The 25777-nt window shown below is 73.2% G+C and carries 24 protein-coding genes; 19 read left to right on the top strand and 5 right to left on the bottom strand.

Features of this window, described 5'->3' with window-relative positions; translation table 11 throughout:
- Nucleotides 1-13: 13 nt before the first annotated feature.
- A complete protein-coding gene (locus tag IH00_RS0131310; protein ID WP_031079453.1) occupies nt 14-1570 on the top strand; it encodes an ATP-dependent DNA ligase in 1557 nt (518 codons plus the stop codon).
- Here the strand turns inward: IH00_RS0131310 and IH00_RS0131305 are convergent.
- Nucleotides 1546-2061: a DUF6328 family protein gene (locus tag IH00_RS0131305; RefSeq protein WP_031079452.1), complete on the bottom strand. Its 516-nt coding sequence runs from the start codon at nt 2059-2061 to the stop codon at nt 1546-1548. The genes IH00_RS0131310 and IH00_RS0131305 overlap by 25 nt on opposite strands.
- A 672-nt stretch (nt 2062-2733) precedes the next feature.
- Between IH00_RS0131305 and IH00_RS0131300 the strand changes: the two genes are divergently transcribed.
- Nucleotides 2734-3405, top strand: a complete 672-nt coding sequence (locus tag IH00_RS0131300) for an HAD family hydrolase (RefSeq protein WP_031079450.1) — start codon at nt 2734-2736, stop codon at nt 3403-3405.
- Nucleotides 3406-3439: 34 nt separating this feature from the next.
- Here the strand turns inward: IH00_RS0131300 and IH00_RS0131295 are convergent, their stop codons facing one another.
- Nucleotides 3440-3769 (bottom strand): hypothetical protein, encoded by a 330-nt coding sequence (locus tag IH00_RS0131295; protein WP_031079449.1) that lies wholly within the window; start codon nt 3767-3769, stop codon nt 3440-3442.
- A gap of 161 nt (nt 3770-3930) precedes the next feature.
- Between IH00_RS0131295 and IH00_RS0131290 the strand changes: the two genes are divergently transcribed.
- From IH00_RS0131290 to IH00_RS0131270, 5 genes are all read left to right on the top strand, one after another.
- On the top strand, nt 3931-4317 hold the full coding sequence (locus IH00_RS0131290) for a hypothetical protein (protein WP_031079447.1): 387 nt from the start codon (nt 3931-3933) through the stop codon (nt 4315-4317).
- A 250-nt stretch (nt 4318-4567) separates the two neighbouring features.
- The gene (locus IH00_RS0131285; protein WP_031079446.1) at nt 4568-5347 is read left to right on the top strand and encodes a polysaccharide deacetylase family protein; all 780 of its coding nucleotides are present in this window, start codon (nt 4568-4570) and stop codon (nt 5345-5347) included.
- A gap of 351 nt (nt 5348-5698) precedes the next feature.
- Nucleotides 5699-6358 carry a hypothetical protein gene (locus IH00_RS0131280; RefSeq protein ID WP_031079445.1) on the top strand — a complete coding sequence of 220 codons (660 nt, stop codon included), beginning with the start codon at nt 5699-5701 and terminating at the stop codon, nt 6356-6358.
- A gap of 91 nt (nt 6359-6449) precedes the next feature.
- Complete coding sequence (locus IH00_RS0131275; protein WP_052411774.1) at nt 6450-6959, top strand: SRPBCC family protein; 510 nt, start codon at nt 6450-6452, stop codon at nt 6957-6959.
- Between the two features lie 11 nt (nt 6960-6970).
- The gene (locus IH00_RS0131270) at nt 6971-8629 is read left to right on the top strand and encodes a phytoene desaturase family protein (protein WP_052411773.1); all 1659 of its coding nucleotides are present in this window, start codon (nt 6971-6973) and stop codon (nt 8627-8629) included.
- A 365-nt stretch (nt 8630-8994) separates the two neighbouring features.
- Here the strand turns inward: IH00_RS0131270 and IH00_RS0131265 are convergent, their stop codons facing one another.
- Complete coding sequence (locus tag IH00_RS0131265; RefSeq protein WP_234335026.1) at nt 8995-9963, bottom strand: hypothetical protein; 969 nt, start codon at nt 9961-9963, stop codon at nt 8995-8997.
- A gap of 163 nt (nt 9964-10126) precedes the next feature.
- Here IH00_RS0131265 and IH00_RS0131260 point away from each other — a divergent pair, with 163 nt between their 5' ends.
- Nucleotides 10127-10990 (top strand): DUF2382 domain-containing protein, encoded by an 864-nt coding sequence (locus IH00_RS0131260; RefSeq protein WP_039947609.1) that lies wholly within the window; start codon nt 10127-10129, stop codon nt 10988-10990.
- A 244-nt stretch (nt 10991-11234) separates the two neighbouring features.
- On the opposite strand, the gene IH00_RS0131255 is transcribed toward IH00_RS0131260, so the two are convergent.
- Nucleotides 11235-11663 (bottom strand): subtilase-type protease inhibitor, encoded by a 429-nt coding sequence (locus IH00_RS0131255; protein ID WP_031079440.1) that lies wholly within the window; start codon nt 11661-11663, stop codon nt 11235-11237.
- A 640-nt stretch (nt 11664-12303) separates the two neighbouring features.
- On the opposite strand from IH00_RS0131255, the gene IH00_RS0131250 reads away from it, so the two are divergent.
- Complete coding sequence (locus IH00_RS0131250; RefSeq protein WP_052411772.1) at nt 12304-13827, top strand: SulP family inorganic anion transporter; 1524 nt, start codon at nt 12304-12306, stop codon at nt 13825-13827.
- Here the strand turns inward: IH00_RS0131250 and IH00_RS0131245 are convergent.
- Nucleotides 13788-14066 (bottom strand): hypothetical protein, encoded by a 279-nt coding sequence (locus IH00_RS0131245; protein WP_031079438.1) that lies wholly within the window; start codon nt 14064-14066, stop codon nt 13788-13790. The two genes, IH00_RS0131250 and IH00_RS0131245, sit on opposite strands and share 40 nt — an antisense overlap.
- Before the next feature lie 185 nt (nt 14067-14251).
- On the opposite strand from IH00_RS0131245, the gene IH00_RS0131240 reads away from it, so the two are divergent.
- From IH00_RS0131240 to IH00_RS0131195, 10 genes are all read left to right on the top strand, one after another.
- Nucleotides 14252-14719, top strand: a complete 468-nt coding sequence (locus IH00_RS0131240; RefSeq protein ID WP_031079437.1) for an SPW repeat protein — start codon at nt 14252-14254, stop codon at nt 14717-14719.
- Nucleotides 14720-15318: 599 nt separating this feature from the next.
- Complete coding sequence (locus IH00_RS0131235; RefSeq protein WP_031079436.1) at nt 15319-15852, top strand: hypothetical protein; 534 nt, start codon at nt 15319-15321, stop codon at nt 15850-15852.
- A 422-nt stretch (nt 15853-16274) separates the two neighbouring features.
- On the top strand, nt 16275-18461 hold the full coding sequence (locus IH00_RS0131230; RefSeq protein ID WP_031079434.1) for a hypothetical protein: 2187 nt from the start codon (nt 16275-16277) through the stop codon (nt 18459-18461).
- A 292-nt stretch (nt 18462-18753) separates the two neighbouring features.
- Nucleotides 18754-20283: a GT4 family glycosyltransferase PelF gene (pelF, locus tag IH00_RS0131225; protein WP_031079433.1), complete on the top strand. Its 1530-nt coding sequence runs from the start codon at nt 18754-18756 to the stop codon at nt 20281-20283.
- A complete protein-coding gene (locus IH00_RS0131220) occupies nt 20280-21584 on the top strand; it encodes a hypothetical protein (protein WP_052411771.1) in 1305 nt (434 codons plus the stop codon). Before pelF ends, IH00_RS0131220 begins: the two co-directional genes overlap by 4 nt.
- 67 nt (nt 21585-21651) lie before the next feature.
- A complete protein-coding gene (locus IH00_RS0131215) occupies nt 21652-22653 on the top strand; it encodes an SDR family NAD(P)-dependent oxidoreductase (RefSeq protein WP_031079431.1) in 1002 nt (333 codons plus the stop codon).
- A 146-nt stretch (nt 22654-22799) separates the two neighbouring features.
- A complete protein-coding gene (locus IH00_RS0131210; protein WP_031079430.1) occupies nt 22800-23513 on the top strand; it encodes a nucleotidyltransferase family protein in 714 nt (237 codons plus the stop codon).
- Nucleotides 23514-23520: 7 nt separating this feature from the next.
- Nucleotides 23521-24432, top strand: a complete 912-nt coding sequence (locus IH00_RS0131205) for an NAD-dependent epimerase/dehydratase family protein (RefSeq protein WP_031079429.1) — start codon at nt 23521-23523, stop codon at nt 24430-24432.
- Complete coding sequence (locus IH00_RS0131200) at nt 24429-25265, top strand: endo alpha-1,4 polygalactosaminidase (RefSeq protein ID WP_052411770.1); 837 nt, start codon at nt 24429-24431, stop codon at nt 25263-25265. Before IH00_RS0131205 ends, IH00_RS0131200 begins: the two co-directional genes overlap by 4 nt.
- 103 nt (nt 25266-25368) lie before the next feature.
- Nucleotides 25369-25719 carry a hypothetical protein gene (locus tag IH00_RS0131195; protein WP_031079427.1) on the top strand — a complete coding sequence of 117 codons (351 nt, stop codon included), beginning with the start codon at nt 25369-25371 and terminating at the stop codon, nt 25717-25719.
- The last annotated feature ends 58 nt before the right edge of the window (nt 25720-25777 follow it).

Here is a 25777-nt window from a genome sequence, read left to right as displayed (position 1 = left end):
GCACCATGGGCGCATGCTGCTGGCCCGCCTCGCGGAGGTCTCCGACCAGGTCGCCGCCACCTCCGCGCGCTCGCGCAAGATCGCCGCATTGGCGGACCTCTTCGCCGCGACTCCGCCCGACGAGGCCCCGCTGGTCATCGCCTACCTCGCGGGCCGCCTCCCGCAGGGCCGGATCGGCGTCGGCTGGAGCACCCTCAAGGAATCCGTGCCGCCCGCCGTGGAGGCCACCCTGACGGTCTCCGACACCGATGCCGTGATGACGGCCCTTGCCCAGGTCGCCGGCCCGGGCGCCCAGACGGAACGCCAACGGCTGGTGGGCGGGCTGATGGCCGCAGCGACCCCGCCCGAGCAGCAGTTCCTGCTGCGGCTGCTCACCGGTGAGGTCCGGCAGGGAGCGCTGGACGCGGTGGCGCTCGAGGGGGTCGCCCTGGCGACCGCGGCGCCCGCCGCCGATGTACGTCGTGCCGTGATGCTCGACGGGTCGCTGCCCCGCGTCGCCCAGGCGCTGCTCGCCGAGGGCCCGGCCGCCCTGGAGCGGTTCCGTCTGCGCGTCGGCACCCCGGTGCACCCCATGCTGGCGCACAGCGCGAAGAGCGTGGCGGAGGCGATCGCCGCCCTCGGCCCCTGTGCGGTCGAGGAGAAACTGGACGGCATCCGCGTCCAGGTGCACCGCTCCGGGGACGACGTCCGCGTCTACACCCGCTCGCTCGACGACATCACGGACCGGCTCCCCGAGGTGTCGGCGGTGGCCCGTGCCCTGGACGGCGACCGGTTCATCCTCGACGGCGAGGTGATCGCGCTCGACGCGGCCGGCCGCCCGTCCCCCTTCCAGGACATCGCATCACGAGTCGGTTCCCGCCTCGACGTGGCGACCGCGGCGGCCGCCTTGCCCGTGTCCCCTGTGTTCTTCGACGTGCTCGCGGCGGACGGCTCGGTCCTGCTGGACCTGCCGGGACGGGAGAGGCACGCCGAGCTGGCGCGCCTGGTCCCGGAACCCATGCGCGTACGCCGTACCGTCGTCGAGGATCCGTCCGAGCCGGCCCTGACGGACGCCGCGGACGCGTTCTTCACCGACACCCTGCGCCGCGGACACGAGGGCGTGCTGGTCAAGGCGCTCGACGCGCCGTACAGCGCGGGCCGGCGGGGCCGCTCGTGGCTGAAGGTGAAGCCGGTCCACACCCTCGACCTCGTCGTCCTCGCCGCCGAACGGGGCCACGGGCGCCGCACCGGTCTGCTGTCGAACCTGCACCTCGGGGCCCGTGCCGCGGACGGCTCGTTCGTCATGCTGGGCAAGACCTTCAAGGGCCTCACCGATGCGATGCTGCGCTGGCAGACCGAGCGGCTGCGCGAACTGGCCGTGGAGGACGACGGCTTCACCGTACGGGTCCGTCCGGAGCTCGTCGTCGAGATCGCGTACGACGGCCTCCAGCGCTCGCCCCGCTATCCGGCAGGCATCACGCTGAGGTTCGCGCGGGTCGTCCGCCACCGTCCCGACAAGCGGGCCGCGGAAGCGGACACCGTCGAGCGAGTCCTGGAATCAGGCCCTCAGGGGGCGCCCCGGGACGTGTAACGGTGCCTGACCCACAGCGGCAGCACGTACCAGCAGACCAGGTACCACGTCACCACCCCGGCGACCAGCCACGGCACGAAGGAGTCCTGCGTGGCGACCCGCAGCACCAGGAACAGCGCCGAGACCAGGGTCGCCAGCAGCAGGAGCAGCCCGATGAAGGTGAGGCGCGACGCCCAGACGACCGTCTGCGGCTTGATCCGGCGCCCGGAGACCAGCCGGTGGAACGAGACGGGTCCGATCAGCGCCCCCGTCGCGCAGGATCCGAGCGCCACCGTCGTGATGTAGATCGCCTTGTCCGTGGACGTCAGGTCCGCGTACCGCGGCGTGAAGACGACCGTGAGGAGGAAGCCGAAGAGGATCTGCACGCCCGTCTGGGCCACTCGTATCTCCTGGACCAGCTCCGCCCATCTGCGGTCGGCGCGTTCCTCGGCGGTCTCGTTCCGTCCTCGCTCCGCCCGCGAGCCCTGCTCGCTCGAACCATGCGCACTCACAGCCTGCGCACTCGTGCCGTGCTCGCCTGTGTCTGTGCCTGCACCGCGACCGCCCGCGCCGCGCCCCTCGTACGCTCCGTGCCCGTCCTGCCCAGCCATGGCTACCTCCCACGGTCCGTCCCGCCGCCCGGCACTTCCCTTGTAACCCTGTGGGCGCCGCTCAACCAAGGCCGTACGACAGCCGGAGGAACTCTCCGGGTGTCGCGCCCCCGGAACACGACCGGAAGCTCCGCCACCCCCATGCTCGTACGGACCTTCCGGGCGGCCCCGGAGCCCCCGGACACCAGGCGCCGACCGAGAGGAGCAGCGCCGCATGCATGCCACCCCTCGCACCACGCCGCACCCCCCGCCCGCTGCGGCCACCGCAACGGCGACCGGAGCGGGAGCCCGCGACGGAGCCGGCGACCGAGCCGCGTGGCCGACGAGGCCGACAGGCCCCAACAGGCCGACCAGGCCCGGCGGCCCCAGACGCCCCACGCCGCCCACCGGACCCCCGGTCGCACCTTCCCGCCCACCGGAGTGCTCCGGACCACCGGCCGGGCCGAGCCGCTCGCGCCCCAAAGCCGTTCCGGGGTGTACGCACGCCGTCGCGGGACATCAGGACCGACGGGTCCGGCAGGGACCAGAGGGACGACACGGACGACAGGTGCGACCGGAACGGAGAGAAGCGAGATGACGACCCGGGCTGCGGTCTTCGATGTGGACGGCACCCTCGCCGACACCAATCACCTCCACGTCACCGCGTGGTGGGAGGCGTTCCGGCAGGCCGGTCACGATGTCCCGATGCACGCCATCCACCGCTCCATCGGGCTCGGCGGACACGATCTGATCGCCCGCCTCCTCGGCGAGGACCGGGACAAGGGGCAGGACGACGCGCTCAGCAACGCCCACAAGACCCTTTACGGGACGTACTTCGACCGGCTGCCCGCGTTCCATGACGCCGGGCGCCTGCTGAGGACCCTGGCGGCCGGCGGCTGGACGGTCGTCCTGGCCACGTCGGCCGGGGGAGGGGAACTGTCCGCGCTGCGCAGGGCCATCGACGCGGACGACGCGATCAGCGCCACCGCGAGCGCCGATGACGTCGCGCAGGGCAAACCGGCTCCCGATCCGGTCCGCCAGGCACTGGAGCTGGCGGGAGCGCGCGCCGGGGACTCGGTCTTCGTGGGCGACACGGTCTGGGACATGCAGGCCGGCACGCGCGCGGGCGTCACGTGCGTGGGACTGCTCTGCGGCGGCATCCCCCGCGCCGACCTGACGGAGGCGGGGGCCGCCGTCATCCACGACGACCCCGCCGACCTGCTGGCGCACCTGGATGACGGTCCGCTGCGCGGCACCACCTCGTGACCGGCTCTCGTGACGGGCCGGAGCGCCCCAGGGGTCACTTGCCGAGCTCGCGCTGGAGCTGCTCCTTGTTCATGTTCGACCGACCGTGGACGCCCTTGCGCTTGGCCTCCTCGTACAGCTGGTCGTACGTGGGGCCCTTGGGTCCCCCACTGGAGCCCGAGCGCTGACCGCCACGCTTCGAGGACGACATGTCCTGCTTGGACGTCTTGCTCGCGGTCTTGGACTCGCCGGAGCGTGCCCGCTCCTTGTTCACGGTGCGGGCGGCCATCTCCTCGGCCCGCTTCTCGCTCGTGCCGCGCTTCTTGGCGCTCTCCTTGATGTGCTCGTACTGCCGTTCACGCTTCGGGCTGGATCCTGCGGGCATTGCTCCTCCTCACGGTCCCCCGTTGCTTGTCCTCACCCTCGTACCAGGGGCATCCCTCCGCAAACGCGCCGCCCCGGATCGTGATTGGACCTCCGGAGGCGAGGTATGCGTGCCTGTACGACGCTGAACGGGTACCCCCACGGACCAAGGAGTGGAGCGACGTGGAGAAGAAGGCAACGAACAACCACCCTTCGGACTGTGACGTCACCGTCCAGCTGAGCGATTGCGGCCGCGAGGACGCACGGATCGTCTTCGACACGCTCGACCATGTCTTCGTGGGCTGTGACCTGCCTGCCTCCGGGCCGGAGCAGCGCCACGACCACGAGCCGACCGTCTGGATGGCGACGTTCGACAGCTCCGCACGCTCGGGCGGGGACCTGCCCGGTCCGCCGCGCCTGACGACGCCCGTCGCCGCGGTGCTGACGGGCGACCACCACGCCGTCGAAGAGGTCGAGAAGGAACTCGGCCGGCTCTTCGAGGTGCGGACGTCCGAGTCGGTCCCGGGCGAGCACGAGAGGGAGCTGCGCCTCCTGCTGGCCCCGCGCTGAGCCGGCCCCGGGCCGGGCCCGGCCCGCCGACGTGCCCCACCAGGGCGGTCCCGATCCACCGGGGCCGCCCTCCTTCATGTCGCTGAGGCGACATTGCCGCATGGCCGCACTGGCGCAGTGCTGGGGCGCGAGGATTCGCTGCCTCCTCCCGTGACGCTCGGCCCACGATGGCCCCCCTCTATGCACTCCGTGTATACACCCTGTGTAGAGTACCGGCCGGTAAGGACGTGTACGAGAAAGAGGGAAAGCCATGCCCTTCGGGAAGAAGTCCGCCCAGCGCACCGGACGCCGCTCCCTCGGCGTCACCGCCGCCTCCCTCCTGGCGGCGGCATCGCTGATCCTGTCGCTGGCCGGCTGCTCCGTCGACACGGTGGCGCCCGCCGGAGTGCGGGACGACGCCAAGGGGGAGGCGGGGCCCGTCGACTGCCGCCGGGTCAAGTGCATAGCCCTGACGTTCGATGCCGGTCCAGGCAAGGACACGCCCCGGCTGCTCGACATCCTCAAGGAGGAGCGGGTCCCCGCGACCTTCTTCCTGCTCGGCAAGAACCACGTGGTGCGCCACCCCGACGTCGTGCGGCGCATCGCCGCCGAGGGCCACGAAGTGGCCAACCACACGTGGACCCACCAGGTGCTCACCGACATCGAGCCCGACGAGATACGCCAGGAGCTCTCCCGCACGCAGGACGCCATAGCGAAGATCACCGGCCGCAAGCCCACGCTGATGCGCCCGCCGCAGGGCCGTACCGACGACACTGTCTCGGAGATCAGCCGTGAGCTCGGCCTGGCGCAGGTGCTGTGGAGCGTCACCGCCAAGGACTACTCGACGACCGACTCCGACCTCATCCGCGAGCGGACCCTCGACGGCGCGGACAAGGACGGCATCATCCTGCTGCACGACATCTACGACGGCACCGTCCCTGCCGTGCCGGGCATCATCAAGGAGCTGAAGAAGCGGGGCTTCACGTTCGTCACCGTGCCGCAGCTGATGGCCCCGGCCAAGGCCGAGCCCGGCACCGTCTACCGCCCCTGAGCGGCCCCGCGCTGCTCCCGCGTGAGTGGCCCCCCAGTCCCCTGCGTCCCCTTCGTCTCCTCGAGCCTCTTCCGGCCTCCTGGGCCTCCTGAGTGCCGCGGCGCAGTGCCGGAGGGGCCCGTGCCGTGCGACGCTGGCACCGGTGGGATCCGGGGCGCCACGGGCGCGGGCCCCGGGCTCAAGGCCCGCTCGGAGCGGCGCCGAGCGGGTGGGGATCCCGCGTGAGCCCGGTGGAGTACGGGCCGCCCGAGCCGAGCCGCCCCGGCCGGCCGGCGCGGGCGAACCGGACCGAACCGAACCGGACCGACCGAATCGAACCGGACCGACCGAGCCGAAGGAGCGAATGTGGCCATGACCGAGCAGCAGGCCGGGGACGTCCTGGACAGCATCGCCGAGGCGCTCGCCCCGGAGCAGGACGCCAACCGCTTCGTGCCGGCCGTCGCCGCGGGCACCGCCGGCCGGGCCGTGATCGGCACGCTCGCCCTGGAGCAGCACCACGTCGTCGCCGCCGACCGCCGCTCCTTCCTGCACCTGGCGCGGCGCGCCGTCGGACAGCCCCGGTGCGCCGAGTTCTTCGAGACCCTCGCGGAGGGGGAGACCCTCGCCCTGGACCGTCTCGGCGCGCTGCTGACCGGCTGCGGACTCGACGAGCAGGCGGCAGGGGCGTACGAACCGAAGGCCGGCTGCCAGGCCTACCCCGCGTACGTCGCGTGGCTCGCCCTCAATGGCGAACCGGCCGACGTGGTCCTCGCCCTGTCGGCGAACTTCGCCGCCTGGGGCGGTTACTGCGCCACGATCGCCGAGGCGCTGCGTACCTCGTACGGCTTCACCGACGAGGCGTGCGGCTTCTTCGACTTCTTCGCTCTACCGGCGCCGGCCCTGCGCGCCCAGGCGCTCGCGGCCGTACAGGAGGGCCGCGACCGCATCTCCCTCCCGGCCGCGTACGGCTACGGCCGGCTGCTCCAGACGTACGAGCTGATGTTCTGGGACACGCTCGCCCTCGCCGCCTAGGGGACACGGCCCGGCGCGGGACCTCCGCGTTCGTGGAGGCGAAAGGCGGGTACCCGCCGCTCGTTCCGTCCGTCGGACGCAGGGAGGCACCATGGCTGTGCGGCACCAGTTGATCAGGAGGCCGCCCGAGGCGGTGTGGGCCGTCCTCGCGGACGGGTCCCGCTACGCCGACTGGGTGGTCGGCACCGACTCGTCCCGTCCGAAGGACGACGGCTGGCCGGACGTCGGCTCCGCCATCGCGTACACCGTGCGCGTCGGCCCGTACTCCGCCGAGGGCGACACCGTCGTACGCCTCTGCGAGCCGCTTCGCCGACTGGAGCTCGAAGCCCGCAGCGGCGCCCTCGGGACCGCACGGATCGCCATCGAGCTCCGGCCCTGGGGCGACGAAACGCTCCTGATCGTCGACGAGCACCCGCTGCGCGGACCCGGGGGCCTCCTGCACAACGCGCTGCTCGACGCCCTGCTGCAGCTGCGCCACCGCGCCATGCTGGGCCGCCTCGCCGACCTGGTCGAGAACGGGACCGGGTCGGCAGGGGAGCCCTCCGGCCGGCCCGCCACCGGCGGTCAGGGCACCGCCACCCCCGCCCCCGGCACGCCCTGACGGAGATGCCGATGTCCCGCACACCGTCCCCGCAGCCCACCGGACTGGAGACGGAGGCACCCGACGCGGTCGTCATCGGCGCGGGCCCCAACGGACTCGTCGCCGCCAACGTCCTGGCCGACGCCGGCTGGAGCGTCGAGGTCCTCGAGGCCAATGAAGAGCCCGGGGGCGCGGTCCGCAGTGACCGGGGCGTCCACGAGGACTACGTCAGCGACATCTTCAGCGCCTTCTACCCGCTGGCCCTGGCCTCGCCCGTCATCTCCCGCCTGAACCTCCACGAGGAGGGACTGCGCTGGAGCCACGCACCCAGTGTGCTGGCCCACCCCCTCACCGACGGCCGCTGCTCCGTCCTGGCGCGCGACCGCGCGGCCACGGCGGCGGGACTCGAACACTTCGCCCCCGGTGACGGTCTCGCCTGGGACAACCTGTGCGACATATGGGACGGCATCGGCGAGGACGTCCTGCGGGCCCTGTTCACCCCGTTCCCGCCCGTGCGCGCCACAGTGCGGCTGTTCGCCCGGCTGCGCACCGCCGGGGGCCTGCGTCTGGCCCGCACCCTGCTGCTGCCCGTGCGCAGGCTCGGCGAGGAGGAGTTCCTCGGCGACGGCGGCCGGCTGCTGCTGGCCGGCAACGCCCTGCACGCCGACCTGGCGCCCGAGGCGGCCGGCAGCGGGGCGTTCGGCTGGCTGATGTCCATGCTGGGCCAGACCGTCGGGTATCCCGTCCCGGTCGGCGGTGCCGGGGCCCTCACCGCCGCCCTCGTACGCCGCCTGGAGCGGCGCGGCGGTGTGGTGCGCTGCGGGGAGCGGGTGACCGAGGTGGTCGTCCGCGGCGGCCGCGCGGTGGCGGTCCGCAGCGCATCCGGCGAGACCGTGCCCGCCGGTCGCGCGGTGCTCGCCGACGTGGCCGTACCCGCGTTGTACGGCGACCTCGTCGCCCCCGAGCACCTGCCCCCGCGCCTGCTGGACGACCTGCGCCGGTTCGAGTGGGACTGGGCCACCTTCAAGATCGACTGGGCCCTGTCCGGGCCCGTGCCGTGGACGGCCGAACAGGCCGCCACCGCGGGCACCGTGCACCTGGCCGACGGCATGGACGAGCTCACCCGCTTCACGGCCCAGCTGGCCATGCACCACGTTCCCGACCGGCCCTTCCTCCTCCTCGGCCAGATGACGACCGCAGACCCGTCCCGGTCGCCCTCCGGCACCGAATCGGCCTGGGCCTACACCCATGTCCCGCACCGCGTACGGGGCGACGCCGGCGACGGCGGGATCACGGGCACCTGGGACCTGCGCGAGCAGGAGGCGATGGCTGACCGCGTCGAGGCGCAGGTCGAACGCTTCGCCCCCGGGTTCCGCGACCGGGTGCGCGCCCGGCGCCTCCTCGCCCCTCCGACCCTCGAATCCCTGGACGCCAACCTGCGCGACGGCGCCATCAACGGCGGTACCACCGCCGTCCACCAACAGCTGCTCTTCCGCCCGGTCCCCGGCACCGGCCGCCCCGAGACCCCTGTCGAGGGCCTGTACCTGGCCTCCTCGGGCGCGCACCCGGGCGGGGGCGTGCACGGTGCCCCCGGCGCGAACGCCGCGCGCGCCGCCCTGCACAGCACGCGCCCGGTACGCCGTGCGCTGTCCCGCGCCCAGAGCGCACTGGCGAGCCGGGGCCGCCGCTGACGGGGCGAGGGACGGGACGACGGACGGGGCGACCTGCCGAGGACGCCGTCATGGGCGCACGCCGGTGGGTGAGGCCGGGTGGGTGAGGCCGCGCCCGGCGAGCGGAGGCGAGCGCTGCCAGGGGCATCGGGGAACAGATCCTTCCGGTCGACGAGCTCGCCTGCCCGACTGCTTGCTCACGACGCCGGCCGACCTCCCCGAGGGGCTCTCGCGCATTCCCGGCAACCGCCTCCGGGGCCGCCTCCTGCGCAACCACTGCCCGCCGGGTCGTACGCCCGTACCGCCGAGCGCGGCGCCCGGAGCCCCGTACCGGACCGCCGCCCCAGCCACGCATCGGTCTCATCGCCCCGGCCCCACGGGGAGGCTCACCGGTCGTCCGCCGCCCGGGCGAGGCGCTCGGCCGCTTCCTCGGCGCGGTGCCGGGCGTGGCGGGCCGAACGGTCGGCCACGCGGGCGCGGTCGCGTGCCCCGCGGGCCTCCGCGGCGGCCGTGTGCCGGCGTTCCTCGGCCCGCTGGAGCTCCTCCGCCAGGACGGCTGCCCGCTGCTCGGCGTCGTGCAGGTCCGCCTGGGCCCGCTGACGTTCCGCCTCCGCCCGCTGGTGCTCCTCCGCCCGCTCCTCGGCCTCCCGCCGGGCCATGGCCGCCTCCTCCCGGGCCCGCTCGATCCGTTCGCGGCGGGCCCGCTGCTCGGCCGCCTCCTCCTCCGCCCTCCGCCTCTGCTTCTCCTTGTCCTCCTTCTCCGCCTTCCTCGCCGTTCCCGTCCCCGGAGACCGTGACGGCGCCTTCGCTGCCTCCTCGGGGGTGGCCGGCCGGCGTGCCGGGCGGTGCGCCGCCGCGTCCGTCGCGGCCGCGTCGAAGCCGACCGGAGCGCTCAGCGGCTTCGTCAGCCGGCCGGCCGCCCACTCCTCGGCCGCTCCAGGATCGGCGAGCACCGCGTGCAGCGTGGCTTCCACCTCGTGCTGTACGTCCTCGCCGACCGGTTGCCCCGCATCGGCCGCCAACTGCCGCGCCTCGCGTGCGAGCGCGGAGACGACGGCGTGCCGGCGGCGGCTCAGTTCGCGCAGCCGCTCCCCGTCGAGTTCGTGGTGCGCCTGCCGCAGCCCCTCGCCGAGTGCCACCAGGGCGCGGGTCTCGTCGGGCCGTTCCCGTACGAGGAGATTGCTCGTCCAAGCGGCCAGCGTCGGCCTGCGCAGGGCCCGGATCCGGGCGGCAAGAACCTGGTCACCCGCTGTGCGCGCCGCCAGGGCGCGCTCGTTCCGGGCCGCGGTGAAGCGATCGGGCCGCAACCCGTAGAGCTCGTCGGCAACGCTCTCCCAGTCCACGGCTCTCCTCATCCACGGCTCTCCCCGGAGACACCGGCCATCGGCAACGACACGATCCAGCTCGACATATGTCCAATTTTGCCTACGGAGGGAGGTTTCCTACCCGGGGAGTGGTGGTCACTCGGGCAGGGAGAGATCGAATGACGGAGAAGACCAGACATGGAGGAGAAAACCCATGATCACCCGCGAACAGATTCCCGCGGTGCTCGACCATCCGGTGTACGACGCCGACGGCAACAAGATCGGCAGCGCCTCGCACGTCTTCCTGGACGACACGACCGGTCGTCCCGACTGGGCGACCGTCAAGACGGGCCTGTTCGGCAGCAGCGAGACCTTCGTCCCCATCCACGACGCCGTCCTGATCGGTGACCACATCGAGGTCCCGTACCCCAAGAACAAGGTCAAGGACGCCCCGAACGTCGACGTCGACGCAGGTGGCCACCTGTCCGCCGAGGAGGAGCAGCGCCTGTACGACTACTACGGCATCCGCTGGGACGCGGGCGGGACGGCGTACGTGGACACGGGTGGCGGCGGCCGCGCCGACGCCGACCAGGCCGATGCCGGCCGTGCGGACGCCGACCTCACCGGCAGCGAGGGCCGTGCAGGGGGACTCGATGCTCGCACGGGCCGCACCGCCGACGACGCCATGACCCGCTCCGAGGAGGAGATGCACGTCGGCGTCGAGCGCGAACAGCGAGGCCGGGCCAGGCTGCGCAAGTACGTGGTGACGGAGGAGGTCCAGCAGACCGTGCCCCTGCGCCACGAGGAGGTCGTGGTCGAGCGCGAACCCATCACGGAGGCCAACAGGGACGCAGCGCTGTCCGGACCGGAGATCACCGAGTCCGAGCACGAAGTCACGCTGCACGCCGAGCGGCCCGTCGTGGAGACCGAGGCCGTACCGCAGGAGCGGGTACGACTGAACACCCGTGAGGTGACGGACGAGGAGACCGTCCGGGGCCGGGTCCGCAAGGAGCGGATCGAAGCCGACCTGCCCGACGACGAGGAGTCGCGCCGTGGGGACGAGGGGCTCGACCGCTGAGCCGCTCCCGGCTCCGTCGGACCCCGGTCACCCGGCCGCCGGGCTCTCGTATACGAAGCGCAACCCAGGAGCTTGAGCCGATCGAGGTGAACGGTAAAGGGCGCGGAAGGAGAATAACCGGGTGACTTCTCCGGACACCCGCATTAACGGCACGCGGCGAAGCGGCCCGCACAGCCGTCTTGGTGTCGGCTGTGCGGGCCGCTGAGCTGTCCGCGTGAGGACTCCGGAACGGTCCGGAGCGAAATCAGAAGGCGAAGACGCTCTCGCCTTCGGACTGCATCACGCAGGAATTGGGATAGGTGCGTGCGTAGTCGATGCGCCGGCCTTCCCAGATGCCCTGCGCCGTGACGACCACCGGGTCGTAGATCTTGATGCACGGGCGCTGCTCGTCATTGCTGAGCTGGTCGAACCGCCCCTGCACCGCGCGCAGTTCCGCACAGGCCTGCTGCGGCGCCGGGTGGGTGCCGGCGGGCTTCGGGCTACAGGTCAGCGTCACCGCCCGCAGCGGGGTCGCGGTCGTGGCCTCCTCTCCCTGCGCCACGGTCAGCACGAGGGCGCTCGGGGCGTAGAGCCGCTGCTCGGACTGCTGCGCGGCCTCGGCCGCGGTCAGCGGGCCCAGCGCTCCGGCGGTGACCAGACCGCATACGATGGCGCGCTTTACCAGTGTCCGCATTGCATGAACCCTCTCGGTTGGTTTTTCCGGTTGCTGCGGTGGACACACTGCCTCGCTCCTTCTGTTGACGCACATTCAGCGGCACTTTTCGGTTTTGTCTGTTATTCAAGCAGTGACGCGAAACCGCCTTCCCGGGTGACTGGGCGGGCTCGGTCCATGCCCGCCCACCTGCCTCTACGGCGGTGCCGGAAATCGTTCAAAAGTTCACGATGCGTGGAACAGTACGGTTCGGCCCGTGTCAACACGGCTGAAACGTAACGGCAACATGGCTCGTCGGCCACTGAGGTGATCTTTCATCAGAAGGTAATGTTCAAGTAAAGTCACCGAAGCCGCGGTGGCGCAGGCTTGTCCGTACGCCGCGTCATGGCGCCATGCCCTGACGGCCGTACGGCAGCGGCAGCGCCGGGCGCCGCGGCCGGTTCGACCCGACCATGACCCGACCACACCGCGCGCCCGGCCTCCGCCGGAGCGCAGGAGGCAGGCCACGTGAACACAGTGACAGAGATCGCTCCTGGCTTGGTGAACGCCAACCGCCCGAGGACGTATGGGGAGTTGAGACCACTGTGAGGAGGTCGTACACCCCCGTACCCCGCTCGGCCCGTCCGTCGCCCCCGGACCGTACCGCTAGGAACACACCCCCATGTTCACCCAATTGAAAGATCCTTCCGTCCTGCGCCGCGACGTCCTCGCGTCGCTCGTCGTCTTCCTCGTCGCGCTGCCCCTGTGTGTGGGCGTGGCGGTCGCCTCCGGCGTGCCGGCCGAGCTGGGCCTTGTCACCGGCATCGTCGGCGGACTCGTCGTGGGCGCCCTGCCGGGCAGTGCCCTCCAGGTCAGCGGCCCGGCCGCGGGGCTGACCGTCCTGGTCTACGAGGCCGTGCGGGAATTCGGCCTCGGGGCGCTCGGCGCCATCGTCCTCATATCGGGGCTGCTCCAACTCGTGCTCGGCGCACTGAAGTTCGGCCGCTGGTTCCGGGCCATCTCGGTCGCCGTCGTCCAGGGCATGCTCGCCGGCATCGGCCTGGTCCTGGTCCTGGGCCAGGTGTACGCGATGGCCGACACCGCCCAGCCGTCCGGCGGCCTCGGGAAGCTCGCCGGACTGCCCTCGCTGGCCGGCTCCATCGCCTCCGGCGGGCCGGCACTGACCGCCTTCCTCCTCGGGGCGGGCACGGTGGGTGTCCTGGTCCTGTGGCCGCGGCTCCCCGCCCGCGTCAGGGTGGTTCCGGGACCCCTGGCCGCCGTGGGGCTGGCCACCGCGGCGAGCGCGCTGTTCGGGCTCCCGGTCGCCAAGGTCGAGGTGCAGGGGCTGCTGGAAGCCGTCCAGCCGCCGGGCTTCGGTGACTTCACGGACCTCGCCGGCGTCGCGGCGGTCGGGACCGTCCTCGCCTTCACCCTCATCGCCTCCGCCGAGAGCCTCTTCAGCGCGGCCGCGGTGGACCGCATGCACGACGGCCCGCGGACCGACTACGACAAGGAGCTCATGGCCCAGGGCGTCGGGAACACGCTCTGCGGGGCCCTCGGCGCACTGCCGATGACCGCGGTCATCGTGCGCAGCTCCGCCAACGTGCAGGCAGGGGCTCGTACCTGGCTCTCGCGCTTCCTGCACGGGCTGTGGCTGCTGTTGTTCGCGGCTCTGCTGCCCGCCGCGATCGGCGTCATCCCGCTGGCCGCGCTCGCCGGGGTCCTGGTGCACGCGGGCTTCAAGCTCGTGCCCGCCCGGGAGCTGGCGCCGCTGTGGCGCGAACACCGGGGCGAGGCGGTGATCCTCGGCATCACCGCCGTCGCCATCCTCGTCACCAACCTGTTCGAAGGGGTGGTGCTGGGTCTGCTGCTCGCGGTGTGCAAGACCGCGTGGGAGACCTCCCACGTCCACATGGAGACACGGGAGCTGACCGGTGGCCGGCTCGTCGCGGCCATCACGGGCAACGCCACCTTCCTGCGACTCCCCAAGATCCTGGAGCGGTTGGAGGGCCTGCCCAAGGACCGGCCCATCGAGCTGGACCTGTCCGGACTGCGCCACCTGGACCACGCGTGCCGCGTCGCCCTGGAGAACTGGGCACTGCGGCACAACGACGCCGGCACCGAACCGGTCCGGCTCCTGCGTCCGGCCCCGGCGGACCCGTCGGCTCAGCCCGCGGCTCGTCCTCCGGTCACCTCCAGGGCGTAGTCGACGACGGACCAGGGCGTCACTCGGTCGTTCTTGACCAGACCGACGGCCTGGTCCGGCCGGCCGGCCGCGCCGGGTTCGCCCGCCGACCGGGCGGCGGCCTGCGCGCTGCCCGCGGCACCGGCGGCGAGCAGGGCGCCCGCCGCCGCGGCCACGGCCGCCGCGCGGAGATGCGCGGCCCGGGCGGTGCCGCGGGTGGTCCGGTCGGTCAGGGCGACTTGGGCGGTGCGGAGATTCACGGTTCCCCTCTCGGTTTGACGGTTCGTACGGATGATCAACGAGTGGGGACCGGACAGGTGTCGAGCGGCAGTTGTCGTCAGGGTGACGAGTGAGAGACCTCTCGGAGTATTGACCGGGAGGACGTAAAAGGCGTTACATGAGACATAAAGGGCGAATAAAGTCTTCCACAGGAGGCAGGCCCGCAATGACCACTCATCCGAGCATCGAGCAACACCCCGATCTGGCCGAGATGCGGTCCCGGTTCGAACGGGCGACCACCACCCCCCGCAGCCAGGCGGTCGAGACGCTTGGCCTGCTGACAGGTGTCTACCTGGCGGCCTCGCCCTGGATCGCAGGGTTCAGCGGCCTCACCACTCTCGCCGTGTGCAACCTGATCACCGGCGTCGCCTACGCCCTCTGCATGGGCGGCTTCGGCTCGGCGTACGAGCGGACCCACGCCATGGCCTGGGCCGCGTGCGCCATCGGAGCATGGACGATCATCTCTCCGTGGGTCGTCGCCGGTAACGTCGACACGACCCGCAGCGTGGTCAACAACATCATTGTCGGCGTCGTGGCTCTGCTGCTCGGTGCGGCGATGGCCGCGGCCGCGATGGGCAACCGCCGTTCCGGGCGTGCCCGCGTGCGCGGGGGACCCGGCCCGACGTTGGACTGAGCGACCGGCCCGCGCGATACGAGCCGACAGGTCCGGTCCCCGTGGGAATCCGCTCAGCCCCGGCGTCCGCGGCGCCGGGGCTGACGCCTGCCCTGCGCGACTGCCTGGCATGAGCTCCCCGGGCGGGGGTACCCGACGGTCACGGCCGCGCCCGAGACGGTGTCCCCCCTACGTCGTCGGGCGCGGCCCTGCCGCGTCACCGCGCCCCGGGCACATGCAGGGGACCCCGCCCGGTCGCTGTCCCGGGCGGGGCCGCGTCCGCAGCGCGCAGCAGCCAGAAGCGCGGGTAAGGACGGACGCCACGGTACGGCGCCCCACTGACACCGGCTCCTCGAAGCCGGGGGTGCCCGGCGGAGACGGGCACCGCAACCCACCTCCCGTGGCGGAACCCGCCATTCCCTCCCACCCGCTGCGACCGCCCGTCGACGGAGCGTCATGAGCCGTGCGCACCAGGCCAGGAGCGGCCGCACCCCGGCATATGCGCGGACCCGGTCGCCGTTCGGGGCCGCCCGCGCCGCGTCCGGTTCCGGCCGAGGGGCGGGCGTGGCGGCCGCCGCGGGGCAGACGGCCCTTCGGAGGGTGCCCTAGCCTCCCCCGCCATGGCCACCACACACATCAGGCGCCTCGCACTCGTCGCGGTCCTCGCCCTCGCCACGGCTCTCCTCGGCCTCGGCAGCCCCGCCGCCGCGGCCGGTCCCGACCTCACGATCACCGCGGACCGCCAGACGGCGACGCCCGGCTCCACGGTCAATCTGACGATGACCCTCACGAACAGCCAGGCCAGCGACATCTGGTTCGTGTACCAGTCCGTCCAGCCCGCCTGGACGACCACACAGCGCAAGGACCTCAAGTACGCCTTCAGCAACTGCGTGGCGGACGGCGTCACCTGCTCCGGCACGGGCACGTCCAGCCTCGGAGTGAACTACGCCATCCCGATCGCTCCCGGCGCCAGCCGCACCGTCACCCTCACCCTCGACATCGCGGCGGACTCCGGCTGCAACGGGACCATCGGGTTCTACTCGTACCTCTACTACGAGTACGACAACGGCAAGGCGACCCAGGACGGCATCGTCGCCACCCCGGAGACGCGCGTCGCGTGCACCACGGAATCCGGCTTCGCCCGGACGGCCTGAGTCTCCCCGCAGCCCGCCGGGGGCGAACGCGCACCGACACGCGGCCCGCCCCCGGCCCTCGCTGTCCGGATCCGGACAGTGCCCGCCCTCTGCGGCAGCCGCCCGGGAAGCCGGATCCGCCGGGCCGTGCCGCCCGTGCGACCGGCTGCTCGGCGCCCCGTGGACCGGGTCCACGCTCCGCACGCGGACCACACGCTGTGGACGTGTACGAGAGGGGCGACGCGTGATTTTCCGTCAGGTTTCACGAAGGGGGCACGCAACCTCCACACGGGCCGCACTATGTGACGCGTCGGAGCGCCACGCACACGCACCCGCGCCGCCAGCCGCGCCGTGACGTGCAGGGGAGAAGTGCGTGACGCAGGGGGGTGGGGCACGCCCGGTGGGGAGCACCGGGCGGCCTCTCCGGGGAGGGATGTCACCGCATGAAGCGGAAGTTACGCACGACCGCGCTCACCGTGGGCGTGCTCTTGCTCGGGCTGGTCACGCCCGCGGCGCCGGGGGTACCCGCGGCCACGGCGGCCGCCGCAGCGGACCAGGAGCCGCGCGTCGACCTGCGCGTCCTCGTCGTGACCGACGGCGGCCCGGCCACCGCGGCCATCACCGCCGAACTCGACGGCGCCGGCACTCCGTACACCGTCGTCGACCTGCGGCGCCAGGACCGGCCGGTGATCGACCGGGCGTTCCTGGCCGACACGGTGGACGGCCGTCCCAGGGCCAGGTTCCAGGCGGTCGTCCTGCCGAACGACGCACCCTTCCCTGCCGGGTCCGGGGAGATGGCCGCCCTCGTCGCGTACGAGAAGGCCCACGCCGTACCCCAGGTCGACGCCTATACCTACGCACGGCCCCGGACAGGGCTCGAAACCCCGGCCGGTGCCGGCTACCTCGGCTCCGTGGACGGCATCCGCGCCGGGGTGACGGCGGCCGGCAAGGCAGGCCCCTTCTCCTACCTCGACGGCACGGTGCCGTTCGAGGACAACTCGCCCACAGTCAGCGAGAGCTACGCCTTCCTCTCCCGGCCGGCCGCGGGCGCGGACTTCACCACCTATGTGGACGCACCCCTCCCCGGCAAGGCGGCCCGCGGGTCCCTCATCGGCGAGTACCGGCACGACGGCCGCCGGGAGCTGGTGATCACCTTCGCCTACAACCAGTACCAGCAGCAGTTCCGGGCCCTCGCCCGCGGCATCGTCGACTGGATGACGCAGGAAGTGCGGCTCGGCGCCTCGCGCCACTCCTTCAGCGTGCACGTGGACGACGTCTTCGCCGAGGACGACCGCTGGGACACCGCGCTCGACTGCACACCGGGCGACGTCGACTGCGCCCCCGGCGAAGGCACCCGGGACCCCATCCGCATGAGCCCCGACGACGTCAGGCACGCCGCCCGGTGGTCCCACGACCGCGGCTACACCCTCGACCTCGCCTTCAACGGCGGCGGCAGCGTCGAACACCGCGAGGCCAACGGGGGAGCCGACCCCACCGCCGACCGCCTGATCGCCGACCGGAACACCTTCCGGTGGATCAACCACACCTACGACCACCCCTACCTGGGGTGCGAACAGGACGTCAGCACCGTCCCGTGGACGTGTGCGACGGATCCCGACGGCACGACCCGCTGGGTGAGCCCCACCGAGATCGACCGCCAGATCTCCGCCAACCGCGCCTGGGCCGAGCGGGCCGGCCTGCCGCTGCGCGACGGCGAACTGGTCACCGGCGAACACTCCGGGCTCAAGCTGCTGCCGCAACAGCCGGAGGACAACCCCGGCCTCGCGCCCGTGCTCGCCGGCAACGCCGTGGCCTGGCTCGGTGCCGACAACTCCCGCGACCCCGCCCAGCGCCGGGTGGGCCCCGCTCTCACCGTCGCCCGCCACCCGATCAACATCTTCTACAACGCGGGCCGGATCGCCGAACAGGTCGACGAATACAACTGGATCTACACCAGCAAGGCGCAAGGCGGCAGCGGCCTGTGCGAGAACCTGCCGACGACGACCTGTCTCGACGCCCCGCTCGACCCCGCCACCGGCTACGCCGGCCACATCGTCCCCCTGGAGACCCGAGTCGCGCTGGGCCACGTCCTCGCCGGCGACCCGCGGCCCCACTTCATCCACCAGTCGAACCTCGCCGAGGACCGCATCGGCTACCCGGTCCTGGACGGCGTCCTCGACGCGTACGCCGCGCTCTTCGCCGACAACACCCCACTGCTGAACCCGCCGATGAGCGACATCGGCGCGGAACTGCGCGACCGCGCCGCGTGGGACGCCGCCGTGAAGTCCGGCCGGGTCACCGCCTACCGCATCGGCGACCGGGTCACCGTGGAGGCCCCCGACGGCCTGCCCGTCACGGCGACCATGCCCAGCGGCACGACCTGGGCCGCCCCGGACGGCGTCGCCGCCTTCGGCAGCCCCTACGCCGGCACCGTCTCCGGCTGGGTCCGCCAGGCGACGCCCGACGGGCTCGCGCTCACCCTGCCCGCCGCACCCGTGCCACCGGACACGGAGGCCCCGGACACGGAGGCCCCGGACACGGAGGCCGCTGCGCCGCGCGCCGCCGGACCCCGACCGCCGGTCCCGGCCGGCGTCGTACGACCCGTCCCGTACGGCGTGGAGCGGCGCTGACCCGACCCCTCCTGCTTCCGGCCCGAGGCGCCGTCCGGCCAACGGGCCAACCGTCCGGCGCCCGGCCTCCGGAGCTGGAACGTTTCGCCCGGTCGTGTCCCCGCCCCGCCGGCATTCCGCCGAGGCCGCGGTCCGCACCACTCGGCACCGGCGGCACGACCCGACACCGACCGCCCGTCCGCACCGCCCCGGGTCACCGGCCGGGGCCGGACGGCGGAGCGCCGAGGACCGGACCGGCCGGCGCACACCCCGCCGCGCCCCCCACACCCACTTCCTGCCGTGGAGCACGTCCATGCACGTTCAGAACCATGTCCCCCGCGTCGGCGCGGCGCGGGTCACCCTGCTCACCGAGGGCACCTATCCGCACAGCCACGGCGGCGTGAGTGTCTGGTGCGACCAACTCGTCAACGGCATGCCCGACATCGACTTCGACGTCCTCGCCGTCACCGGGAGCGGCCGTGAGCCCCTCGTGTGGACCCTGCCCCCGCACGTGGCCGAACCGGTCTCCCTGCCCATGTGGGGTCCGCCCCCCGAGGGCTCCCCGCCGCGTGGCCGCCGCGGGCGCCGGCTGATGGCCGCGTACGAGCGCTTCCTCACCGCCCTATTGGACCCGGCGCAGGAGGACGGCTTCGCCCCGGCCCTCTACGAGATGGCCGCGGCGGCACGGGACGGGCTGCTGAGCCCCGCGCTGCGCGGCGACCGTGCCCTGCGCGTGCTCATCGGGGTCTGGAACCGGCCAGGTCTGCGCGTCCGGGAAGCAGCCCCCACCCTGCACGACGCCGTCACCGCGACCGGACTGCTGGAGCACGCCCTGCGCCCGCTGGCGGCGCACCCGCCGGAGACGGGCGTGGCCCACGCGGTCAGCGGCGGGATCGCCGTCCTGCCCGGACTCACCGCCCTCGAACAGCACGGCGTTCCGCTGCTGCTGACCGAGCACGGCGTCTACCTCCGCGAACGCTACCTGGGGTACCGGACGGCGCCCTACCGGTGGCCGGTGAAGGCCGTGCTCCTGGGATTCTTCCGCCTCCTCGCCGAGGAGACGTACCGGCGGGCGGCGCTGATCACGCCCGGGAACCGCTACAACCGGTTGTGGGAGGAGCAGGGCGGCGCCGACCCCGGACTGATACGCACCGTCTACAACGGCGTCGACCCCGACGAGTTCCCGGCCGCCGGCCCGGAACCGGACAGCCCCACCCTCAGCTGGGCCGGCCGCGTCGACCCCATCAAGGACCTCGAGACGCTGATCCGCGCCTTCGCCCTCGTACGGGAGCAGGTGCCGGGGGCGGCGCTGCGGCTCTTCGGCGGCACCCCCAAGGGCGGCGAGTCGTACCGCACCCGGTGCGAGGAACTGGCCGCGTCACTCGGCCATGGGGACGCGGTCACCTTCGAGGGACGGGTGGACGACATCCGGGACGCCTACGCCGCGGGCAACGTCGTCATGCTGTCCAGCATCAGCGAAGGATTCCCCTTCACCCTGATCGAGGCCATGTCCTGCGGACGCGCCACGGTCTCCACCGACGTGGGCGGCGTACGGGAGGCCGTGGGCGCCACCGGCCTCGTCGTGCCCCCGCGCGACCCCGCGTCGATGGCCGCGGCGGCGCTGGAGCTGCTGGCCGACGCACCCCGCAGGGCCGCCATGGGGGAGGCTGCGAGGCTGCGCGTGATCGAGCAGTTCACCCTCCGCCGGACCATCGACACCTTCCGCTCCATCTACCTCGAACTCGCCGCCCGTGACCGCTCCGGCCGGCCGGGCACCCCCCGGCCGCTCCGGCCCGTGCCCCTCGTACCGGCCGCCGCCGGGATCTGGAGCGTGGCCGGATGAGCCGCCCCGCACCGCACACCCCCGGCCACGCCGATGCGGTCGGTGAACTGGCAGCCGGCATGGCCGACCGGATCGCGCCCGCCGTCCACGCCTACGAGGTCGCGGCGCTGCTGGAGTCCGAGGGCCTCACGGGGGAGCGGATACGGGAGCAGTACGGCCATCCGAGCCTGTTCTCCCTGGCGGAGGAGCTGTACGAGCGAGTCCCGCGCAGCTTTCCCGAGCCGCCCCCGCCGGCCGACCCCTGGGCCCCCGATCACGTCCGCTGCCTGCTGCGGGGCCTGCTGTTCGCCCTGCCGGGGCTGGCCTACCCCCTCACCGCCCCCCTCTGGCATTCCGGCCCCTGGGCCCTCGCCGCACTCATGGCCGCCGGGCTGGTCTCCTGGGCCTGGGGCCAGGCACTGGCCCACCGCTTCCACCTGCGCCTGGTGAACGGACGGTACGAGGCGGGGCGCACCCTCGCGGCCGGGGCGCCGGCCGGCGCGCTGCTGGCGGCCACGGCGGCCGTGCTCGTCGCGGGGCCCGGCGCGGCGGCCGTCGCCGCACTCGCCCAGTCCGTCTACCTGGCTGCTGCCGGTGTGCTGCTCGTGCTCGGCCGCGAACGGCTGCTGCTCGCCGCGCTGATGCCCCTGGCCGGCGGCGCCGCCGTCCCGGTGCTGTCCTGGGATCCGGGCCCCGCCGGCCGCCTGGGCCCGGCCGTGCTGAGCGTCGCGGCGGCCACCGCCGCGGCCGCGCTGACCCTGCGGGCCGACCTGCGCACCCCTCCCGCGCCCGCGGCGCCGCGGCCCGCGTACCGCACCTCACTGCCGTACGGCCTGTTCGGCCTCTCCGCCGCCGTCCTGGTGCTCTCCACCGGGCGGCAGCATCCGTACGCCGTCCTCGCACTGACCCTCAGCATGGGCCCCGCCGAGTGGCTGCTGTACCGCTACCGCGGCCTGTCGGTGGCGGCCCTGCGCGCCTCCGCGACGGAGCGGGAATTCCTGCTGCGCTCGGCCCGGACGCTGGCCCTGTGCCTGACGGGCTATCTGCTGCCCCTGTGGCCCGCGGCCCTGCTGGCCGGTGCGCAGCCGGCCGTCCTGCTCGCGCTCGCCGCCACCCTCTGGACGGCCCTGCTGCTCCAGGCGTTCGGCGTGGCCTGGCCCCCGGCGGTCGTGTGCCTGACGGCCGCGGCCGCCGTGGCCGCGTCGTCCGCGACGGGCACCCCGCCCGGCGCGCCGGTGCCCCTGTTCTGCTGCGCCGCCGCGGCGGCCGTCCTGGCCGTCCTCACCCTGCGCTGTCTGGGGCGGCCCACCGCCCACGCCTGACCCGTCCCCGTCCCGTACCGCCCCGCCCGGCCCCGGGCCGGGATCCGTCCGACGAAAGGAACACCAGATGACGTCCGCACCGCTCGCCGCCGTCACCGGAGCCGAGGGCTTCATCGGCTCGCACCTCACCGAGGCCCTCGTCGCGTCCGGACACCGGGTGCGCGCCATGGCGCAGTACAACTCCTTCTCCTCGTACGGCTGGCTGGAGACGCTCCCCGCCGACGTCCGCGACCAGGTCGACATCGTCCTCGGCGACGTCCGCGACCCCGGTTCCGTCCGCGGCCTCGTCGAGGGGGCCCACGCCGTGTACCACCTGGCCGCCCTGATCGCGATCCCGTACTCGTACCAGGCGCCCCACAGTTACGTGGACACCAACGTCACGGGCACCCTCAACGTGCTGGAGGCGGTGCGGCAGGCCGGTACGCCGCGGCTCGTGCACACCTCGACCAGCGAGACGTACGGCACCGCCCGCACCGTGCCGATCACCGAGGACCACCCCATCAACACGCAGTCCCCCTACGCCGCTTCCAAAGCGGGCGGCGACCGGCTGGCCGACAGCTACCACGCCAGCTTCGACACACCGGTCGTGACCCTGCGCCCGTTCAACACCTACGGACCGCGCCAGTCGATGCGGGCCGTCATCCCCACCGTCATCGGGCAGGTCGCGGCCGGTTCGAGGACCATCACCCTAGGGGACCTGCGGCCCACCCGCGACTTCACCTACGTGACGGACACCGCAGCGGCCTTCCTCGCCGTGGGCACCGCGCCCGCCGACCGGGTCGTCGGCCGCACCTTCAACGCGGGCACCGGGCAGGAGATCTCGGTGGGCGATCTCGTCCGGCTCATCGGCAAGGTCATGAGCACCGACCTCGACGTCCGGGAGGACGCCCGGCGCATCAGGCCGGCCAAGTCCGAGGTCATGCGTCTGGTGGCGGACGCGAGCCGACTGCGCGACGCCACCGGCTGGGCGCCCGCCCATGACCTGGAGGAGGGACTCGCCCGCACGGTCGAGTTCTTCCGGGACCCCGCCCACCTGGCCCGCTACAAGACGGACATCTACAACGTCTGACGCCCCCCGGGCTCACCGGCCCGCGGCACCGGCGACGCGCACGCTGCACCGGACAGCACTCGCTCCGCACACCCGCACGATCCACGGTCCCGTACCCCACGCCGAGGGCCCGACGTCCACCGTCAGCCGCACCACAGGGAGGCTCCATGCACGCCGTGATACTGGCCGGAGGCAAGGGCGTACGACTGCGCCCGTACACCACCGCGCTGCCCAAGCCGCTCGTGCCCATAGGGGACAGGCACGCGATCCTGGAGATCGTCCTGCGCCAGCTGGCCTGCGCGGGATTCACCAGCTGCACCCTCGCCATCGGCCACCTCGGCCAGATCATCCGGGCCTACGTCGGCAACGGCTCGCGCTGGGGCATGGACATCGACTACTCCTCCGAGGAGAACCCGCTGGGCACCATAGGGCCCCTGCTGACCATGCGGGACCGGCTGCCCGAGTCCTTCCTCGTGATGAACGGTGACATCCTCACGGACCTCGACTACGCCGACCTGCTGCGGCGGCACACGGACGGCGACGCTCCCCTGACCATCGCCACGTACTCCCGCAAGATCCACATCGATTTCGGGGTGCTCACCACGGACGCGGGGAAGGTCGTCGCGTTCAGCGAGAAGCCGAGCATGGACTGCCGGGTGTCCATGGGGGTGTACGGGATCTCCCGTTCCACCCTCGACGGGTACACCCCCGGCCTGCCCCTGGGCTTCGACGAGCTGATCCTCGACCTGCTGAGGTCCGGCAACGCCCCGCGGGCCTACGAGTTCGACGGCTACTGGCTCGACATCGGCCGCCCCGACGACTACGACCGCGCCAACGCCGAGTTCACCACCCACCAAGCACTGCTGCTCAAGGGAGCCTGACCACCTCATGCGCATCCTCGTCCTCGGCTCCACCGGTTACCTCGGCGGGCACGTGGCACAACAGGCGGGCCTCCTGCCGGGCGTCCGGCTGCTGCACGCCGCCCGGCGCCCGGCCGCCGGCGCGGACCTCGTGGCGGACCTCGCGACGATCGACACCGAGCGGCTCGCGAAGGCCCTCGCCGACCTGGCCCCCGACGCCGTGGTGAACTGCGCGGGCGCCGTCTCCGGCGACCCGGTGCGGCTCGCCGAGGTCAACGCCCGCGGACCGGCGGTGCTCTGCGCCGCGCTGCGCGAGGCGGCCCCGGCCGCGCGGCTGGTCCATCTGGGTTCGGCCGCCGAGTACGGGCCGGGCGTCCACGGCGAGCGCACGACCGAGAGCGCGCCGACCCGTCCGGCCTCCCCGTACGGGGCGACCAAACTGGCCGGCACGGTCACGGTCGGTGCCTCCGGGCTCGACGCGGTGGTCCTGCGCGTCGGCAACCCCGTCGGTCCTGGCGCCCCGCCCGCCGGCCTGCCCGGCGGCCTCGCGCTGCGGCTCCGGGCGGCGGGCGGGGATCCCGGCGCCGTCCTGCGGCTCGGTGACCTCTCCGCGTACCGCGACTTCGTCGACGTACGGGACGTGGCCCGGGCGGTGGTCCTGGCCGCCACGGCGCCGGGGCCCCTGCCGGGCGTGCTCAACGTGGGCGGGGGAGGGGCCGTTCCCGTACGGGCCCTCGTCCACGGGCTCGTCCGCACAGCCGGTTTCCAGGGGCGGATCGAGGAGACCGACGGCGGGTCGTCGCGCTCGGCGGGGGTGCCCTGGCAGTGCTCCGACATCACCGCGGCCCGCGAAGCGCTCGACTGGACGCCCAGGTTCCGGCTGGAGGACTCCCTGGCCGCGCTCTGGGCGGCCCAGCCGGGGCCCGCGGCTGCCCGGTGAGCGCCGCGCGGACCCGGGGAGGGCAGGGCGGAAGCCGCAGTGCGGCGCGCCGCCTCACGCTCGCCGCCGCCCTGCTGCTGCTCGTCGCCGCCTGCTCGCACGGCGGCCCGAACCCCGACGACCGCCGGCATCACGACCGCTGGCTGCCCAGACCGGGCACCGCCTGGCAGTGGCAGCTCGACGGGCGGGCCGACCCCCGCACCGACGTACCGGTCTACGACATCGACGGCTTCGAGAACACGGCCGCCGACGTCGCGCGCCTCCACCGGGACGGGCGCAAGGTCATCTGCTACTTCAACGCCGGCGCCTGGGAGGACTTCCGCGCGGACCACGCCGCCTTCCCCGCTTCCGTACGGGGCAGGCCCAACGGCTGGGAGGGGGAGCGGTGGCTCGACATCCGCCGCCTCGACACGCTGCGCCCGCTGATGGAGCGCCGGCTCGACATGTGCCGTGACAAGGGGTTCGACGCCGTCGAACCGGACCTTCTCGACGGCTACCTCAACGACACCGGTTTCCCGCTGCGCCCGCGGCACCAGCTGGCGTACAACCGCATGATCGCCCGCCTGGCGCACGAGCGGGGCCTGTCCGTGGGGCTCAAGAACGACCTCCCGCAGATCCCGGAGCTGGTGGACGACTTCGACTTCGCCGTCAACGAGGAGTGCGCCCAGTACGGGGAGTGCGGCCGGCTCCGCCCCTTCATCGAGGCGGGCAAGGCGGTCTTCCACGCCGAGTACGCCCTGCCGCCCAGTGCCTTCTGCCCGGAGGCCCGCCGGCTGGGCCTGTCCTCCATGCGCAAGAACCTCCGTCTGGACGCCTGGCGCCGGCCCTGCTGACCCGGTGCCCGCCGCCGGCACCGCCGCGCATGGCCCCCGCCGCGGGGGGAAAGCGGAGTCACACAGTGGGCCCCGAACCGGGGCGAAGAAGCGAGGAGTTGAGGTGCATACCGACATCTGGACCTGCCCGGAGGCGGCGAACTACCTGCCGGGTACCGACCTGACCGGCTACAAGGTCGAGGCACAGGACGGCGGCATCGGCACGGTGGACAAGCACTCCGCCGAAGCCGGCGCCTGCTACGTCGTCGTCGACACCGGGCCGTGGATCTTCGGCAAGCAGGTGCTGCTGCCCGCCGGAGTCATCGCCTCCGTGGACACCGAACGCGAGGTGGTCCACGTGTCCCGGACCAAGGAGGAGATCAGGAACGCCCCGGAGTACGTCCCCGACGAGCACGACCGCGACGGCGGCCGGCGCATGCAGTTCGCGGACTACTATCTGGCCTTCTTCCGCTGAACCCCGGCGCGGGACGCCTGCGCGCTCCCGTGCCGGCCTCACGGCACGGCGGCTTCAG

The organism is Streptomyces sp. NRRL S-118 (genome assembly GCF_000716335.1).
In the GTDB taxonomy this organism is placed as follows: domain Bacteria; phylum Actinomycetota; class Actinomycetes; order Streptomycetales; family Streptomycetaceae; genus Streptomyces.
The sequence above is the reverse complement of the archived record's forward strand: the minus strand, read 5'-3'. Positions and strand labels throughout refer to the sequence as shown.

Bases quoted from the DNA above. Each gene is read 5' to 3' on its own strand.
- IH00_RS0131310 (WP_031079453.1), top strand. From the start codon at position 14: ATGCTGCTGGCCCGCCTCGCGGAGGTCTCCGACCAGGTCGCCGCCACC.
- IH00_RS0131300 (WP_031079450.1), top strand. From the start codon at position 2,734: ATGACGACCCGGGCTGCGGTCTTCGATGTGGACGGCACCCTCGCCGAC.
- IH00_RS0131295 (WP_031079449.1), bottom strand. From the start codon at position 3,769: ATGCCCGCAGGATCCAGCCCGAAGCGTGAACGGCAGTACGAGCACATC.
- IH00_RS0131285 (WP_031079446.1), top strand. From the start codon at position 4,568: ATGCCCTTCGGGAAGAAGTCCGCCCAGCGCACCGGACGCCGCTCCCTC.
- IH00_RS0131280 (WP_031079445.1), top strand. From the start codon at position 5,699: ATGACCGAGCAGCAGGCCGGGGACGTCCTGGACAGCATCGCCGAGGCG.
- IH00_RS0131275 (WP_052411774.1), top strand. From the start codon at position 6,450: ATGGCTGTGCGGCACCAGTTGATCAGGAGGCCGCCCGAGGCGGTGTGG.
- IH00_RS0131270 (WP_052411773.1), top strand. From the start codon at position 6,971: ATGTCCCGCACACCGTCCCCGCAGCCCACCGGACTGGAGACGGAGGCA.
- IH00_RS0131265 (WP_234335026.1), bottom strand. From the start codon at position 9,963: ATGAGGAGAGCCGTGGACTGGGAGAGCGTTGCCGACGAGCTCTACGGG.
- IH00_RS0131260 (WP_039947609.1), top strand. From the start codon at position 10,127: ATGATCACCCGCGAACAGATTCCCGCGGTGCTCGACCATCCGGTGTAC.
- IH00_RS0131255 (WP_031079440.1), bottom strand. From the start codon at position 11,663: ATGCGGACACTGGTAAAGCGCGCCATCGTATGCGGTCTGGTCACCGCC.
- IH00_RS0131250 (WP_052411772.1), top strand. From the start codon at position 12,304: ATGTTCACCCAATTGAAAGATCCTTCCGTCCTGCGCCGCGACGTCCTC.
- IH00_RS0131240 (WP_031079437.1), top strand. From the start codon at position 14,252: ATGACCACTCATCCGAGCATCGAGCAACACCCCGATCTGGCCGAGATG.
- IH00_RS0131235 (WP_031079436.1), top strand. From the start codon at position 15,319: ATGGCCACCACACACATCAGGCGCCTCGCACTCGTCGCGGTCCTCGCC.
- IH00_RS0131230 (WP_031079434.1), top strand. From the start codon at position 16,275: ATGAAGCGGAAGTTACGCACGACCGCGCTCACCGTGGGCGTGCTCTTG.
- pelF (WP_031079433.1), top strand. From the start codon at position 18,754: ATGCACGTTCAGAACCATGTCCCCCGCGTCGGCGCGGCGCGGGTCACC.
- IH00_RS0131220 (WP_052411771.1), top strand. From the start codon at position 20,280: ATGAGCCGCCCCGCACCGCACACCCCCGGCCACGCCGATGCGGTCGGT.
- IH00_RS0131215 (WP_031079431.1), top strand. From the start codon at position 21,652: ATGACGTCCGCACCGCTCGCCGCCGTCACCGGAGCCGAGGGCTTCATC.
- IH00_RS0131210 (WP_031079430.1), top strand. From the start codon at position 22,800: ATGCACGCCGTGATACTGGCCGGAGGCAAGGGCGTACGACTGCGCCCG.
- IH00_RS0131205 (WP_031079429.1), top strand. From the start codon at position 23,521: ATGCGCATCCTCGTCCTCGGCTCCACCGGTTACCTCGGCGGGCACGTG.